Raw genomic sequence first — 14,593 nt, forward strand, 5'->3', positions numbered from 1 at the left:
AAATTAGCACAATTTTAGCACATATTTTAATGTATTGCTCTTGAGAGTGCAAGCGCTAAACCAAGACCAGATGCTATCCAGCCAACAAAAATCATCATAAATGCAAGTTTAGTTATGCTTGCTTCTTTACTCAATGTCATAAAGACTGACACGTTATAGTATGAGATTATAAAAGGATAAATCATAGCTAAAACAAAACTCCACTCAAGATAGGAAAACATATAACTTAAAGTAAAAATAACAGCTATAAAAACATGTTGTTTTGTTTTTGATATCTTAAAATAATAGGCAGCTATAAGGCCAAGGAGGTGAAATATTATAATGATAAAAGTATATTTAGACCAGATATCCAAATCTTCATGCCTTGATAGAGTTTCAAAAAGGTTAGAGTCTAAAAATATCCATAGCATCAGAGGTAAATACTGTAAATATGGATGTGAAATCTTCTTTGAATCTATTTCAACAACATAATTTCTAAGCATCAATGTACTTAAGAGTGCAATTGCCGTAAATATAAGTGCCATAAAAATTCTGCCATTAGGATCATAGGTAAAAAAATAAGTACCTATTGTATAGGCAATTGCAAGTGCAAAAAGCAACTCTTTTTGTTGCTTAGCTTTAAAGAGATAAATACCCAAAGGAGCCATTACACCTACAGACAAGCCTAAAAGAAATAAAGTAAAACTATTATAATAAGGGTAGAAAAACGATAAAACTAACTGAAGGCTTAAGGCAGTCATTATCTTATATATAGGGTTTTTGATTCCTCCCCAAGAAAAACCACCCAAAATAGTTCCAATAACACCGCCCATAAACATAGGAAATAGTATTATCAAATCAGAACTATAGTGTGCAACCACACCTGTTTGAACTATCAATAGATAGTAAGATAACTCAAACCCAAGAAGTAAAATAAGTGCTATAGAGTAGATCATAAACGGCTTTTAAAGATTAGATATAAAAGAGCGTATGCTATATCATAAAGCCCTACAAGAAGCCCAAGTGCATCTATTGTTCCCACATAAAACAAAGACAAGAAGATAGTTCCTGTGATAAGACGAGCCATTGAAGTCAAGTATGCTAAAAAATGAGTCTCTTTTTTTACTCCTATGAGGTGTAAAATACCAACAAAGCCCATAAACCCAAATACTAGATAATAATACGAAATAAAATGAAATCCTAAAATCCCAAATAGTAGCGGAGCGCTTAAAAAAAGAAGTAGCGCCCCAACTCCATCAGATAAAAAGCCATTTAGATGATAAAGTTGCAGATAAGATAGTTTTGGAAATTTCATCTTCTTTCCAATAAAATAGAGCAACCCGACAACGCCTATAACTCCGCCAAAAAGACGAATTTCCCACATAGAGATAACATTAATGGCAAACACATTAGCCTCATCAAATCCAGCAAGTGAGAGTGATATAAAAATAACTCCTATAACAAAAAGCCAAAAAGTTAAAAACTTATCTGGAATTTTATAAAAATACTTCAAAACACTAAGTGCCATAAAAAATATACCAAGACCAATCGCCACATGAGCATGTGCAATAATCAAATCATTTCTGTGAAAAGGCCAGCGTATCTCTGGAATAAAGAGTATATTTCCCTGAATCATTACAAACAAAAATGCCCAGATAGATACAACTAGATAAGGTGTAGATTTTATAGTTATCTTTGCATCCATGCACCACTTAATCAACAGCGGAGCATAAGCAAAAGTTAGCCACTGATATATCCACTCTTCAGAGTATGATAACTCTCCTCTAAATATACGAGTTGCAACAGAGATGGCATATCCCACCAATGGGATAATCCAAAACAGATTCCATTTTGGAGTAAAGTTCTCTTTTGTATGCAGCTTTATCATAAGGTAAAAAAGAGGAATGATTGTAAAACTCATCCCTAAAGTATTGTCACCGTGAGGACCTATTAATGTTTTTTCAACTTGCCCATAAGTAGGATTCATCAAAACTAAAAGTGAAATAGGTGCTATAAAAAGTAATATTTTAGATACTTTTACCCAGAGTGGTACAACTTTATACTGCTTGATAGTTCTAAAAATAGCAACTATATAAAAAATACCAGAAGATGCCAATATAAAATTTAACTCATAGGCAAAGTCATAAAATGGAAGAGCTCTTTGAGCGCCCAAAGAGATAGATACAACAGCCATAAATAAAAATAGATGCCATAGTAAAAAGTAGTTTCTAAGAGGTTCATATGCTACATCAAGATTTAGCTTATCTTTTGCAAAAAGAGCAAATGGAAGAAGAGAAAGAGCAAGCATAATCGGACCATATAGCATTAGTGTAATATGTAAAGAACGCGTAGTTTGTGCATTTAAAAGCGTCTCATCAAAAAAAGAGAACCCAAGCATCTGTGCAGCATATACTACTCCGACAAAGATAGAACCTAAAAATATAAAAGCCCAAATAGGGACAACGCCATTTATTAATTTATAAAATTTGTCCATCTTTTAGCCTAATTATTTGTGTCGCATACTCTTCTATACGCATATCATGGGACGCAACTACAACTGTAGTACCTCCCTTTAGAGCCTCTGCTAAAAGCTCATAAACTATTATCGAGTTTTTTGAGTCTAAACTACCAGTTGGCTCATCGGCGAATATAATTTTTGGCTCATTTACAAGCGCTCTTGCAAGTGCAACGCGCTGTCTTTGCCCGCCTGAAATCTCATTTGGATAACGTGATGAGAGTTCTAAAATACCTAGCTTCTTTAGTATCTCATTTATATTGTGCTTTTTATCATCCAAAGCGGCTAACGCTATGTTTTCATAAATGTTTAGATAATTAATAAGATAATGAAACTGAAAAACAAACCCTATCTTGCTTTGGCGAAAATAGTCTATGTTCTTAATTTTATCAACTGATTCGTCATCTATTAAAAGCTCTCCCTTTGATGGTTTAAGCAAAGTTGAAAGGATAGAGAGAAGTGTTGATTTTCCGCTTCCACTCTCACCACTCAAAAAAAGAAACTCACCACTTTTTATCTCAAACGAGAGGTCAAAGAGGACTTGCTCCTTGCCATAATAATGAGAGACATTGGATACTTTTATCATGCACATCCCTGATTTATCAGAAGGATAGGATCGGTTTTAGAAGCTATCCATGCGGGTATTAATGAGCCTAAAAGAGCCATAAAAATAGTTGAAGTTAACACGTACATAGCAGTAGAGAGTGATAGTGTGCCGTTTACATATCCTTGGAGCATATCTATATGTGGAAGTATCTCTAAAATACCAATGCTTATAAGAAGTGCAAAAATATAAGCAGAAGTGCTCATAATAAGTGTCTCAAAAAAGAGGTTTTTTATAATAAAGAGTCGGCTTTTACCAAGAGCGCGCATAATTCCAAACTCCTCTTTTCTTGAGTTTACAATCATACTCATAACCGAAGCTATCCCCATCAAACCCATTGCAAAAGCAAGTGTTGAGATAACAAAAGATGAATTTTTTATGATTTTAAACTGGTTATACTCTTTTACGAAATTTTGTGTTGTTTTTACTTCTATCTCGCTAGAGAGCGTGCTTAACGCCTTTACAATCTCATCAGTTTTACTAGGCGAAGTAGATGACACCAAGATAAAAGAAGCTGAGCGGTTAAAGAGTTCCCCCGCATCTCCTATATTCATAACTACCCCACCCTCTTCAAAACCTATACCACTGCTAAATATTCCAGAGATTTTAAAACGTTTGTTTCCTATGTTTACACTTCTTGTAGCAAATTGTTTTGCCAGATTTGTGCCTAAAATCACCTCACCATCTTTTGGATATTCTCCCTTTGTGAGTTTGTAATGAGGAAAATGGTTGGCTGTTGTACCGTAAATTCCAGCTATTGGAATATGGCCTATTGGAGAAGCTCCAACTATCATGCCATAGCTTGATGCTACATGCTCTAAGTTGTCTATCTTTTGAATCAAACCTATATCTACATTTGAGAAAAAGGTATCAGAGATTCCCTTTTGCGTAATAATAATATCCCCATCTGTCTTAATCATTTTCGAATACATCCCAATCACACCTTGAGAGACAGAACTGATGAGGAAAATAGCCATAACAGCTATAGTAATAGATGAAAATATCAAAAGACTTTTAAGCGGATTTTTGCTGAGAGCCTTTAATGATATCACTTCTCGATCGCCGCTTTTAGTTCTTGTTGCGAAGAGATTAATGTTATCTCTTTTATTTTTGAATCCTCTATACGAAGTAGAGTGATTTTCCCATCTTTATTTGAAATCATATCTTGGAACTTATCACCATAGTGCAGATATATAAGATGCTTATATTTTTGAAGTTTTGGTAGTGCAAACATACTTGTAATAATAGATGGCATCTTATGTATATCTGCTATAAAAATAGAGTTATTTTTTAAAAGATAAAACTTGCTTTGAGTATCAAGATACTCATTAACTAAGGCTCCAGTATCTTTTTCAAAAGCTACTATTACCAACTTTGTTTTTTGTGGTATCTTCATTTGGCGCCCTGTTGGCGTCTCATACTTAAAGTTATCTAGTGTATCAAGAGCAGAACCTATTTTAATAGAATCTGCACTCAAAAACAGAGAACTCAAAATTAAAGCTGATAAAAATTTATTCATTTTTTTCCTTGAATATTTAAAATAGGATTGTACTACTATTGTATTAATTAATAGTAAAAACTGGTATCTCTGATGAGACCTTATATCTAACATTAACACCCCAATACCCAACTCCTCTACAGACATAAAGAAGAGTATTTTCATATCTATAAAGTCCTGATATATAAGGCTGAAAATATTTAACAATGATGCTAAAAGGATAAATCTGCCCACCGTGAGTGTGACCACTTAGCTGGATATCTATACGAAAACCATTTACGTGTGATATATCCTTTGGCTGATGTGTAAGCAATATAGTTGATAATTTAGGGTTTAGTCTGGAGAAAAGCTCCTTTATAGGACGTTTAATTCCGCGGATAAAACCATATCTATCGCTTAAGCCAACTAGTTGCAAAATAGAACCTTTTATATCTATCTCTACTATTTTATTATCAAGACAGATTACGCCATTATCTTGCATTATACTCTTTAGATGTTTGGTACCATAAAAAATATCATGGTTTCCACTTACATAATAAGACGGTATTTCAAGCTTTTTAAAACAATCTAACTGCTCTTTTACACGTAGTGCAGAAGTTTGAAGTATATCCCCGCTAAATAGCAACAAATCGGGCTTTAGCTTGTTGATTTTTTCTACAAGGGTACTTAAATAATCAACTTTTACATCCTTACCAAGGTGCAGATCTGAGAGTTGTACAATACGAAGCCCGCTTAAAGAAGCACAAAAGGTATCACTCTTTAGAGTAACTTCATCAAACCCAAAATGCTTCCAACCAACCTGTAAGGGCATCTTTTTTAAACCTATTTTGAAAAATAATTTCTAATATGCGCTATCCATGAATCAAGAGCTGGTTTGATTTCTCTAAACTCAAGAGCATCACTATTTAGTATAATCTTCTCATCTTTTACTATGTTCATACTCTCAGCAAGTATCTCACCAGTTGCAGCATCAACAATACGCTTCTCACCTAATACTCTTACATTTTCATCTATATATGAGTTGTAAGATGTTACTGTAATATCCATTGCAATTGGCGAGAACTGATTCCATTTTTCATCCTCAAAATGCACCTCTACAGTTGAAACTGCTGTTTCAAGTATTAACGTATCAGCTCCTTTTGTCTCAACTAGCTTATATCTCTTAGAGCTTTGAATCTCTCTTTTGTATCCATCGCTTAAATAGTCTGAAATCTCTTTATATAACTTTTTTTGAGAAGGTGTTTGCTGCTCAATAGAAATTGCAGGTATTACAAGAACTGGAGCTATTAAAATAGTTTTATACTTTGACATATCAAACTCTTTTAAACTCTTTTGTGCGCTATAGTTATCACTACTATGAAGCTCATCATAATCTTTAAAAAAACCACTGTTTTTTACATCTATTCTCTTACCAGCACAACCACTCATTAAAAGTGCTAAGCCAAGAAGAGTCACACCAAATATTGCTTGTAGTTTCAATTTAATCCTTTGTTGGCCAAATGCCTCTTGTCGTTTGTAAAATAATAGCATTTTAGATTAAAATCTGCCTACACTTCAAAACTTATCTATTTTAGTAAATTATGTTATTATTATTGACAAAATAAAGAGCCTCTGCTCAAGGTTGGCGTAATGAAACATTTAAAATTAGTTCTTGCTCTACTTCTTATACTTGTTGTGTTTTCAGGATTTTGGTCTGGAAAAAGCAAGAAGGAGATAAAAGAGGATAATCGAATAGAGAGAGTTGAGCGCATTAAAACAAATAATAAAACGCTACAACTTCTTTATAAATACGCTCCTGAGGCAAAAGAGATACTATTTCGTTCATATGGATATGCAACATTTAGCAATGTAGGAGTGAATCTTGTTCTACTCTCAGCAGAAGGTGGAAAAGGTTTGGCTCACTCTAACGCGACTGGGATAAATACCTATATGAATATGGGCTCTGGCGGACTTGGCTTTGGGCTCGGTGTTAAAGATTTTAGAGCTGTTTTTTTATTTGAGAATAAAAAAGTATACGATAGGTTTGTAAATTCTGGATGGGAAGCAAATGCTCAAGTTGACGCAGCTGCAAAATATGAAGAAACTGGAGGTTCAATAAATGCTGCTGAGACAGTTGCTCCTGGAGTAAGGCTCTACAAACTTACACAAAATGGTCTCGTACTTCAAGCAACAGTTCAAGGGACAAAGTATTGGAAGGATAAAGAGCTTAACAAATACTAATACTAATACTCACTTAAGCAAACAAATCATACAATAATCGCATCTTAATTTTGAAGGATGTTTATGAAAAAGATTTTAGTTAGTATTGCTGCGGTTGTAGCACTTAGTTCTTATGCGATGGCAGGTGTTAACTCTCAAACTGGTTGTGGTTTAGGTTCAATAATCATTAAAGATGATTCTACAGCCATAATGTTGGCACTACAAGCTACAACAAACGGTACTTCTGGAAACCAAACTTTTGGTGTTACTTCAGGAACTTCTGGTTGTAAAAAAACTCAGTTCGTTATGAATGATAGAGCTGAAGAGTTTGTTGCTTCAAATATGGATCAACTTGCAAAAGAGATTGCACAAGGTTATGGCGAGAGTGTTGATACTTTAGCAGAACTTTTAGAAGTATCTGACAAAGCGACTTTCTCTGCTGCACTTCAATCAAACTATAACAGTATCTATACAAGCCAAAATGCAAAAATGGCTGATGTTTTAGATAATATCTCTACAACTTCTCTTTAATAAACCATCAAAATGGATGCTTTGCATCTGTTTTGATTAAACTCTCTCTTAGGAACTTCCAATTTTAAATCGTCTTCTTTTTTTAATAATTTTTTTATCCCTTGCTCTAGAAGCTTCTTCTGAGCTATACAAAAAAAAAGCAGATGAGTTAAAATTAGCAGATTCACGGTATTGGAAGATTCTTCTTCATATGGAAGATGGTGTAAGCCAGATTGATGATGAGAGTTTTTTTCTCTCTAAAGATGGCAAAACAGATGCAAAAAGCGAACTAAATGCCACAATAGACTCTCTTTTAAATGAGACTCATTTTGATGATAATGCAACTGCTTGTAGATTTCCTGCAAGAGCCGCTTGGCTTAAAGAAGAACTTGTTGATATTGAACTACCAAAAGTTACATGCAGCGAATATGATAAAATTCTCTCAAGATTAAATCCAAAATCAGTTACACTTGTTTTTCCATCAGCTCATATAAACTCTCCAGCTTCGATGTTTGGGCATACCTTTTTACGCATTAATTCTCAGTATGATTCTAAACTACTCTCTTATGCTGTAAATTATGCAGCAGATGCCAATCCAGATAAAGAAAACGGTGTTGTCTTTGCTATAAAAGGTCTCTTTGGAGGTTACTTTGGCAAATACTCTTTACTTCCTTATTATGATAAATTAAAAGAGTATAGAGATAGCGAGCAAAGAGATATTTGGGAGTATGACCTAGATTTGACTCAAGAAGAGACTCTTAAGATGGTTCGACATATCTGGGAGCTTAACGATACACACTCTTATTACTATTTTTTCACTGAAAACTGCTCTTATAATATGTTGTGGTTTTTAGAATCAGCCAGACCTTCTCTTGATCTAAGACAGTACTTTACTTATCAAGTGATTCCGCTTGAAACCGTTCATGCGTCAAAGAGTGAGAACATTATTAAAGATAGTTCATATAGACCATCAAAAAGAACGCTACTTTTAAAATACGAAGAGCTACTTGATAAAAAGAATATAGCTTTTCCTTCTATGCTTATAAAATCAAAAATAGCTCCAACTCAGATAGTTGAAGACACTAAGATTGAAACTCAGCAAAAAATGTATATCTTCGAAGCCGCAATTGAGCTTTTAGAGTACAACTTTAGTAAAAGCAAGATAACAAAAGAGCGTTATTTAGAGCTTTTTCACTCTCTCTCCAAAGAGAGAGCATCTCTTGGATTAGGAGAAAAGATAGAGATAAAAACTCCAAACAATCCACTTCAAAGCCATCAAGCTATAAGAGCAATGATTGGACTTGGCGCTAAAGAAGGCAAAAGTATCCAGTATTTAGGAGTTCGTCCTGCTTATCATAGTTTAGAAGATAGTAATTATGGGTTTTTAAGAGGCACTCAAATTGAGTTTTTAAACCTAGAGCTCTCTTATTCTGAACATAAAGTAGAAGTTGAAGATGCAACAATTTTATCTATTGTCTCTATTGCACAACGCTCCTATTTTTTTGATAACTTATCATGGAGAACTAAATTTGGTTGGGATAGAGATTCTCTAGATTCAAGTGCTAACTTTACAGGAACTGTAGGTATTGGCCTTAGCTGGGGAAATGAGTTAGGTTATAGCTATATAATGGCAGACCCGCTCTTTTACCTAGACGATGGTTTTAAATCAGCTATTGGTAGCTCTATTGGATTTGTTTTTGATAAATATAACAATATAAATACTAAAATAGAGCTTACAAAAAGATGGTACGATGTTGGAGAAGCACAAAATTTATTTGAATTCTCACAAGGTTTTAGACTCTCCAAAAATACACAACTTAGATTTAACTATGATTACAAGCAAAGAGATAACAGAGCAAAAGAGAAGCTTGAGAGAACTATAAAGTGTTATTTTAACTACTATTTTTAGAGCCTTTTTACTTTAGCTCTATTAGATAGCCTTCAGATATTTTTCTGAAACTATATTTATAATGACCATCAAGTTCAACTACAACTCTATAAAATTTGTCATGATTTCCAACTCTTATCTCTTTGAAAATAGAATCAATATCTTTTCTTACATAGTTTTTAACCTCTGCATCACTGTTGAAATCTATAACTATTCTATGTGGGTCTGCTAGTAAAAAGTTTCTTATAGCTTCATGCTTTGTTGATAGTTTCAATGTTTTTCCAGATACAAGTATGGACAGATATTCAAGTATTACATTATCGTTGCAAACTGCTTGCGTTTTTATAGGTTTAGCTATCTTTATCTCTGGTTTTTTATTTATTACTGGTTCAACTTTACTCTTTTTTTCAGCTTCACTTTTAGTTTTATTTTCTGTTTGCAAAGAATCTTGTGATATAAAAATAGGAAGATGCCAATCAATAGAGTTATCCAGAGAAATGCTCTTTCTCTCAATAGAGCCATCAAGATTTTTGTACTCTATTGTTACTTTTTGCAAAATTCTAGCTTGATTAGGAACGGAGATAGAAACTTTTTTGAGTGGTGCTTTGGATGTGTCTTCATTTGTTGTTAAAACAATATCTTTTTCACCCTCTAAAGGGAAGAATGGATTTTCACGAGCATTTAGTGTTAAAAATAGTAAAGTAAAAATAATTAAAACTTTAATCAAAACAACCCCTAAGTATATTTACATGTATTATAGCAAGTTAGATACTATTTTGCAGAAATCTCTTTTAGTTCAAAATACTCTCTTTGAAGTTCTGCATTTTCAGTCTTAAGTCTCTCTATATCTATTTGCAGGTGATTTTGGTAATCACTCAAACCCATATAAACTTGTAATGAATTTTCTCCATAAAGAAGTAGCCCAATATAAACGCCCATACCTAAAACTAAAAAAAGTAGAAGAGAGAACTTTGAAAATGATAACCCAAAGTATCTTTGTGTAATACTCTGTTTATCTTCAATTTGGCTAAAAAGTTCCTCTCTTTGCATAATAGATCTTAGTTAAAAAGCTCTGAACCTAAATACTCACCATAAACCACTTCATTTTCAATCTCTAAGAGACGATTATATTTAGCAGTTCTCTCTGAGCGCGCCGTAGAGCCTGTTTTTATCTCACCACAATTAAGAGCAACTGCAAAATCAGCAATAAACGCATCTTCGCTCTCTCCTGAACGATGACTCATAACACATTTATAACCATTTCTTTGAGCAAGACGTACAGTTTGCATAGTCTCACTTACAGATCCGATTTGATTTGGCTTGATAAGGATTGAATTTGCGATACCTTTTTTAATCCCCTCATTTAAGATACTAGCATTAGTTACAAAAAGATCATCTCCTACAAGTTGAACTCTATCACCAAGTTTTTCAGTTAGAAGTTTCCAACCATCCCAGTCATCTTCACTCAAACCATCTTCGATAGAAACTATTGGATATTTATTGCATAAGTCTACATAGTAATCAACAAGTTGTGCAGAAGTTACAGTTCTATTTTCGCTATCAAGTCTATATCCGCCATCAGCCACAAGCTCAGAAGCAGCAACGTCTAAGGCTATTGCCATCTGATCTCCAGCTTTGTATCCAGCTTTTGCGATTGCTTCCATTATTATCTGGATTGGCTCTTCATTTGAACCTAAATCTGGTGCAAACCCACCCTCATCGCCAAGTGCGGTATTGTGTTTTTTAGCTTTTAAAATAGCTTTTAGATTGTGATATACCTCAGCGCTTGCTTGCAGAGCAGATGCGAAATCTTCAAAGCCTATAGGCATAATCATATACTCTTGAAAATCTACTGAGTTATCAGCGTGGCTTCCGCCATTGATAATGTTTAGCATAGGAGTTGGCATAACCATGGCATTTGCACCACCTAAATAACGATAAAGAGGGATTCCTAAACTTTTTGCAGCAGCACGTGCAACTGCCATAGAAGCACCAAGAACAGCATTTGCTCCTAAGTTTCCATAGTTATCAGTTCCATCTAGCTCTTTCATAGTCGCATCAACAACAGCTTGATTAAAAGGTGAGAGACCCATAAGAGCATCAGCGATTTGAGAGTTTACATTTTCTACTGCTTTTAAAACGCCTTTGCCCATATATCTACTTCCGCCATCACGAAGTTCAAGTGCTTCACGTTTTCCAGTACTTGCACCTGATGGCACTATCGCACTCTCTCTTGTTCCATCACTTAATTCTACCGTTGTTTTTATTGTTGGATTTCCGCGAGAATCCATTACTTCAATCGCACTTACATTATCAATAAACATCTTTTAACCACCTCTTTTGTATTAAGTATAATATTTTATCATTTTTTTCTAGATAACTTAAAGATCAACATCTTCTATATCTAAATTGTCCATTGTCATAAGATCACCTAGACCCATAGCTGATTTAATCTTCTCTTCAATTTCGTGAGCCAACTCTTTATCTTCTATAAACTTGAGCTTAACATTCTCACGACCTTGGCCTAGTTTTGTCTCTCCATAAGAGAACCAAGCGCCACTTTTGTCAATGATGTCAAGTTTTACTCCATAGTCAACAAGTTCGCCCTCTTTTGAGATACCTTCTCCAAACATTATATCAAATTCAGCTTGGCGAAATGGAGGAGCAACTTTGTTTTTGATAACCTTAGCTTTTACACGATTACCAATCTGGCTCTCACCCTGTTTAAGTGATGCTATACGTCTTACATCGATACGAACAGAAGCATAAAACTTTAGTGCATTTCCACCTGTTGTAGTCTCTGGAGAACCATATCCCATCATTCCGATTTTCATACGAATCTGGTTTATAAAAATAACAGTACAGTTCATTTTATGAAGTATTCCTGTTAATTTACGAAGTGCCTTTGACATTAGTCTTGCTTGAACACCAACGTTTTGATCAGACATTTCGCCCTCTATCTCAGACTTTGGAGTAAGAGCAGCAACTGAGTCAATAACTATTAAATCAACTGCCCCGCTTCTAGCGATAGTTTCAACAATGTCTAGTGCTTGTTCACCGTAATCTGGCTGAGATACAAGAAGGTTATCAACATCAACGCCTAGATTTTTTGCATATCCAACATCAAGGGCATGTTCTGCGTCAATAAAAGCACAAACTCCGCCAGCTTTTTGGCACTCAGCTGTTATTTGAAGAGCTAAAGTTGTTTTACCAGAACTCTCAGGCCCATATATCTCAACAACTCTGCCTTGTGGTACTCCGCCTATTCCAAGAGCTAAATCAAGCCCAAGTGAGCCTGTACTTATTGCTGCTATTGGCACAATTTCCTTGTCACCAAGTCTCATAAGAGCACCCTTACCAAATGCCTTATCAATCTGTTTCATCGCCAAGTCTAGTGATTTTTGTTTATTTGCGTCCATGTTAGGCTCACTTTATAGTAAATTTAGACTTATTATATGACAATTTAGTTTTTCAATTAAAAAATATTGCAAATTGTCATATTATTTTTTTTATGTAAAAAACTATACATAAATTGGTGCGATTTTACCTTTTTTTTTGTTAAAACATTGTTTATAAAGTACAATATCAGCTTAAACATCTTTACATGTAAGGTTTACATTTTGATCTCAAAAAAAGAACTTAACTTTTTTTCTCCAATTCCTCTAATATTAATATCAATTATTTGGTTAATTGCCGGTTTCTTTTTTATAAACTCTAAAGTTGAAACCTTAAAGAGTGAAAAATATCAACATTTAGCAGCCGAGGCAGATGACAAATTAAAAACACTTATAGATGAGAAAAAAGAGGCTCTTTTGTTTGTTACACTCCCCATGGCAAACGATATTATCATTAAAGAAGCTCTTATACAAAAAGATATAGATAGCTTAAATTTACAAAAATTTTCAGAAAATCTAAGCAAAAATACATCTTTAAAGGGTACATGGTTTCAGCTTTTAACACAAGATGGTAGAAGTTTTTATAGGAGCTGGATAACAAAAAAAGACGACGACCTCTCACTTATAAGAGATGATGTTATAGAGATGATGAGAGATCCACATGTAATCTCTTCGATAAGTGCTGGCTTCTTTGATATAACCTTTAAATCAATGGTACCAATCTATAAAAATGAGAAATTTATCGGCTCAATAGAGGCTATCTCTAACTTTGACTCAATTGATAAAAAGATGAAAGATGTTGGTTATGAGATTATTTTTCTAGCAGATAAAAAATATAAAAAACTCCTACTTGACCCATCAAAAAAGACATTCGTCTCAGACTACTATGTAGCAAATTCAAACTATAATAAAGCGAATTTAGAGATTGTAAAAAGCGAAGGCATATCGCATTTTATAAGCAACATACCATTTCATGTTAACAAAGATAAAAATAAGCTTATAAATACCTATCATCTCAAAGGAACCAATGATAAAGATATCGCATATTTTATTATATTTCAAGATTTAAACACTATCGACTTTAGCTCTATCTCTAGAGTAAGAGATAGTTTGATCTTCTTTATGTTATCTATTTTTATTTTTTTAATTATCCTCTCTTACTATATCTATTTTAAAAATGAGAGAAGAACGATAGAGCTAAGAAATATAAGCCTAGAAAAAGAGGTTCAAACAACGGTTAATGAGCTTGAGCATCGATCTCGCCATGATACTCTAACGAATCTTCCAAACAAACAACTACTTATTAATAGACTTGAACACAGTATAAATATAGCAACTAAAAATGCGCAAAAAGTATCAATCCTTTTTTTAGACCTTGATAGATTTAAAGAAATAAATGATACTTATAGCCATAAAGTAGGCGATATTTTATTAAAAAAACTCTCTAAAAGATTAAAGAAAATTATAAAAAAAGAAGACACAATTGGAAGATTTGGTGGAGATGAATTTGTAATCATTCTAAATAATTCAAACGAAGCTCAAACGATTGAAGTAGTTGAAAATATTATGAACGCTATGGATGAACCAATCAACATAAATAAAGTCAAAATACATACAACTTTTAGCATTGGCATTAGTATTTTTCCTGATGATGGAGATAGTAGAGATATTTTAATCAGAAATGCCGATACAGCAATGTATGAAGCCAAGAGTAATGGCAAAAATAGATACCAATTCTATAATATAAGGATGACAGAACTAGCGCTTGAGAGAGTTACTCTTGAGAGCGACTTAAGAAGAGCTATCCAAAACAGTGAGTTTGAAGTCTATTTTCAACCTAAAATGGATGCTAGAGTTGATAAGGTTATAGGACTTGAAGCACTAATCCGTTGGAATCATCCAGACCTTGGGCTTATTTTACCAATAAAATTTATCCCTTTTGTAGAAGATATTGGACTAATTATCGAAATTGACAAATGGATGTCGAGAGAGGCTGCTAAGCACG

Annotated in this window: 15 protein-coding genes; 4 read left to right on the plus strand and 11 right to left on the minus strand. The window is 33.8% G+C overall.

Annotation, left to right across the window (positions count from 1 at the left end; translation table 11 throughout):
* Positions 1-26: 26 nt before the first annotated feature.
* The 7 genes from PHI38_RS01905 to PHI38_RS01935 are packed head-to-tail and all read right to left on the minus strand — an operon-like array spanning position 27 to position 6,075.
* Positions 27-935: a hypothetical protein gene (locus tag PHI38_RS01905; RefSeq protein WP_299852020.1), complete on the minus strand. Its 909-nt coding sequence runs from the start codon at positions 933-935 to the stop codon at positions 27-29.
* On the minus strand, positions 932-2,473 hold the full coding sequence (locus PHI38_RS01910; RefSeq protein WP_299852023.1) for a hypothetical protein: 1,542 nt from the start codon (positions 2,471-2,473) through the stop codon (positions 932-934). The genes PHI38_RS01905 and PHI38_RS01910 overlap by 4 nt, the downstream gene beginning before the upstream one ends.
* Positions 2,457-3,080, minus strand: coding sequence for an ABC transporter ATP-binding protein (locus tag PHI38_RS01915; RefSeq protein ID WP_299852025.1), 624 nt, complete (start codon positions 3,078-3,080; stop codon positions 2,457-2,459). Before PHI38_RS01915 ends, PHI38_RS01910 begins: the two co-directional genes overlap by 17 nt.
* Positions 3,077-4,150: an ABC transporter permease gene (locus PHI38_RS01920; RefSeq protein WP_299852028.1), complete on the minus strand. Its 1,074-nt coding sequence runs from the start codon at positions 4,148-4,150 to the stop codon at positions 3,077-3,079. Before PHI38_RS01920 ends, PHI38_RS01915 begins: the two co-directional genes overlap by 4 nt.
* Positions 4,147-4,617: a hypothetical protein gene (locus PHI38_RS01925; protein WP_299852031.1), complete on the minus strand. Its 471-nt coding sequence runs from the start codon at positions 4,615-4,617 to the stop codon at positions 4,147-4,149. The genes PHI38_RS01920 and PHI38_RS01925 overlap by 4 nt, the downstream gene beginning before the upstream one ends.
* Positions 4,618-4,660: 43 nt before the next feature.
* Positions 4,661-5,407, minus strand: a complete 747-nt coding sequence (locus PHI38_RS01930; protein WP_299852034.1) for a metallophosphoesterase — start codon at positions 5,405-5,407, stop codon at positions 4,661-4,663.
* Positions 5,408-5,418: 11 nt separating this feature from the next.
* Complete coding sequence (locus PHI38_RS01935) at positions 5,419-6,075, minus strand: DUF3313 family protein (RefSeq protein ID WP_299852037.1); 657 nt, start codon at positions 6,073-6,075, stop codon at positions 5,419-5,421.
* Positions 6,076-6,225: 150 nt separating this feature from the next.
* Between PHI38_RS01935 and PHI38_RS01940 the strand changes: the two genes are divergently transcribed.
* From PHI38_RS01940 to PHI38_RS01950, 3 genes are all read left to right on the plus strand, one after another.
* Positions 6,226-6,816, plus strand: coding sequence for a hypothetical protein (locus tag PHI38_RS01940; protein WP_299852040.1), 591 nt, complete (start codon positions 6,226-6,228; stop codon positions 6,814-6,816).
* A gap of 63 nt (positions 6,817-6,879) precedes the next feature.
* On the plus strand, positions 6,880-7,326 hold the full coding sequence (locus PHI38_RS01945) for a DUF3015 family protein (protein ID WP_299852043.1): 447 nt from the start codon (positions 6,880-6,882) through the stop codon (positions 7,324-7,326).
* A 190-nt stretch (positions 7,327-7,516) separates the two neighbouring features.
* Positions 7,517-9,214 (plus strand): DUF4105 domain-containing protein, encoded by a 1,698-nt coding sequence (locus PHI38_RS01950; protein ID WP_299852046.1) that lies wholly within the window; start codon positions 7,517-7,519, stop codon positions 9,212-9,214.
* 7 nt (positions 9,215-9,221) lie between these two features.
* Here the strand turns inward: PHI38_RS01950 and PHI38_RS01955 are convergent, their stop codons facing one another.
* The 4 genes from PHI38_RS01955 to recA are packed head-to-tail and all read right to left on the minus strand — an operon-like array spanning position 9,222 to position 12,612.
* On the minus strand, positions 9,222-9,920 hold the full coding sequence (locus tag PHI38_RS01955; protein ID WP_299852049.1) for an AMIN domain-containing protein: 699 nt from the start codon (positions 9,918-9,920) through the stop codon (positions 9,222-9,224).
* A 44-nt stretch (positions 9,921-9,964) separates the two neighbouring features.
* On the minus strand, positions 9,965-10,243 hold the full coding sequence (locus PHI38_RS01960) for a hypothetical protein (protein ID WP_299852052.1): 279 nt from the start codon (positions 10,241-10,243) through the stop codon (positions 9,965-9,967).
* An 8-nt stretch (positions 10,244-10,251) separates the two neighbouring features.
* The gene (eno, locus tag PHI38_RS01965) at positions 10,252-11,517 is read right to left on the minus strand and encodes a phosphopyruvate hydratase (RefSeq protein ID WP_299852055.1); all 1,266 of its coding nucleotides are present in this window, start codon (positions 11,515-11,517) and stop codon (positions 10,252-10,254) included.
* A gap of 57 nt (positions 11,518-11,574) precedes the next feature.
* Positions 11,575-12,612, minus strand: coding sequence for a recombinase RecA (gene recA / locus PHI38_RS01970; RefSeq protein WP_299852058.1), 1,038 nt, complete (start codon positions 12,610-12,612; stop codon positions 11,575-11,577).
* Between the two features lie 201 nt (positions 12,613-12,813).
* On the opposite strand from recA, the gene PHI38_RS01975 reads away from it, so the two are divergent.
* Positions 12,814-14,593 (plus strand): diguanylate cyclase (locus PHI38_RS01975; RefSeq protein WP_299852061.1); only part of this gene is annotated, 1,780 nt, incomplete at its 3' end.

It is taken from the genome of Sulfurimonas sp., assembly GCF_028694895.1.
Taxonomy (GTDB): Bacteria; Campylobacterota; Campylobacteria; order Campylobacterales; family Sulfurimonadaceae; genus Sulfurimonas.

What these genes read in the sequence shown, in the direction of transcription:
- PHI38_RS01905 (WP_299852020.1), bottom strand. Translation starts at nt 935, where the DNA reads ATGATCTACTCTATAGCACTTATTTTACTTCTTGGGTTTGAGTTATCT.
- PHI38_RS01910 (WP_299852023.1), bottom strand. Translation starts at nt 2,473, where the DNA reads ATGGACAAATTTTATAAATTAATAAATGGCGTTGTCCCTATTTGGGCT.
- PHI38_RS01915 (WP_299852025.1), bottom strand. Translation starts at nt 3,080, where the DNA reads ATGATAAAAGTATCCAATGTCTCTCATTATTATGGCAAGGAGCAAGTC.
- PHI38_RS01925 (WP_299852031.1), bottom strand. Translation starts at nt 4,617, where the DNA reads ATGAATAAATTTTTATCAGCTTTAATTTTGAGTTCTCTGTTTTTGAGT.
- PHI38_RS01930 (WP_299852034.1), bottom strand. Translation starts at nt 5,407, where the DNA reads ATGCCCTTACAGGTTGGTTGGAAGCATTTTGGGTTTGATGAAGTTACT.
- PHI38_RS01940 (WP_299852040.1), top strand. Translation starts at nt 6,226, where the DNA reads ATGAAACATTTAAAATTAGTTCTTGCTCTACTTCTTATACTTGTTGTG.
- PHI38_RS01945 (WP_299852043.1), top strand. Translation starts at nt 6,880, where the DNA reads ATGAAAAAGATTTTAGTTAGTATTGCTGCGGTTGTAGCACTTAGTTCT.
- PHI38_RS01950 (WP_299852046.1), top strand. Translation starts at nt 7,517, where the DNA reads ATGGAAGATGGTGTAAGCCAGATTGATGATGAGAGTTTTTTTCTCTCT.
- PHI38_RS01960 (WP_299852052.1), bottom strand. Translation starts at nt 10,243, where the DNA reads ATGCAAAGAGAGGAACTTTTTAGCCAAATTGAAGATAAACAGAGTATT.
- eno (WP_299852055.1), bottom strand. Translation starts at nt 11,517, where the DNA reads ATGTTTATTGATAATGTAAGTGCGATTGAAGTAATGGATTCTCGCGGA.
- recA (WP_299852058.1), bottom strand. Translation starts at nt 12,612, where the DNA reads ATGGACGCAAATAAACAAAAATCACTAGACTTGGCGATGAAACAGATT.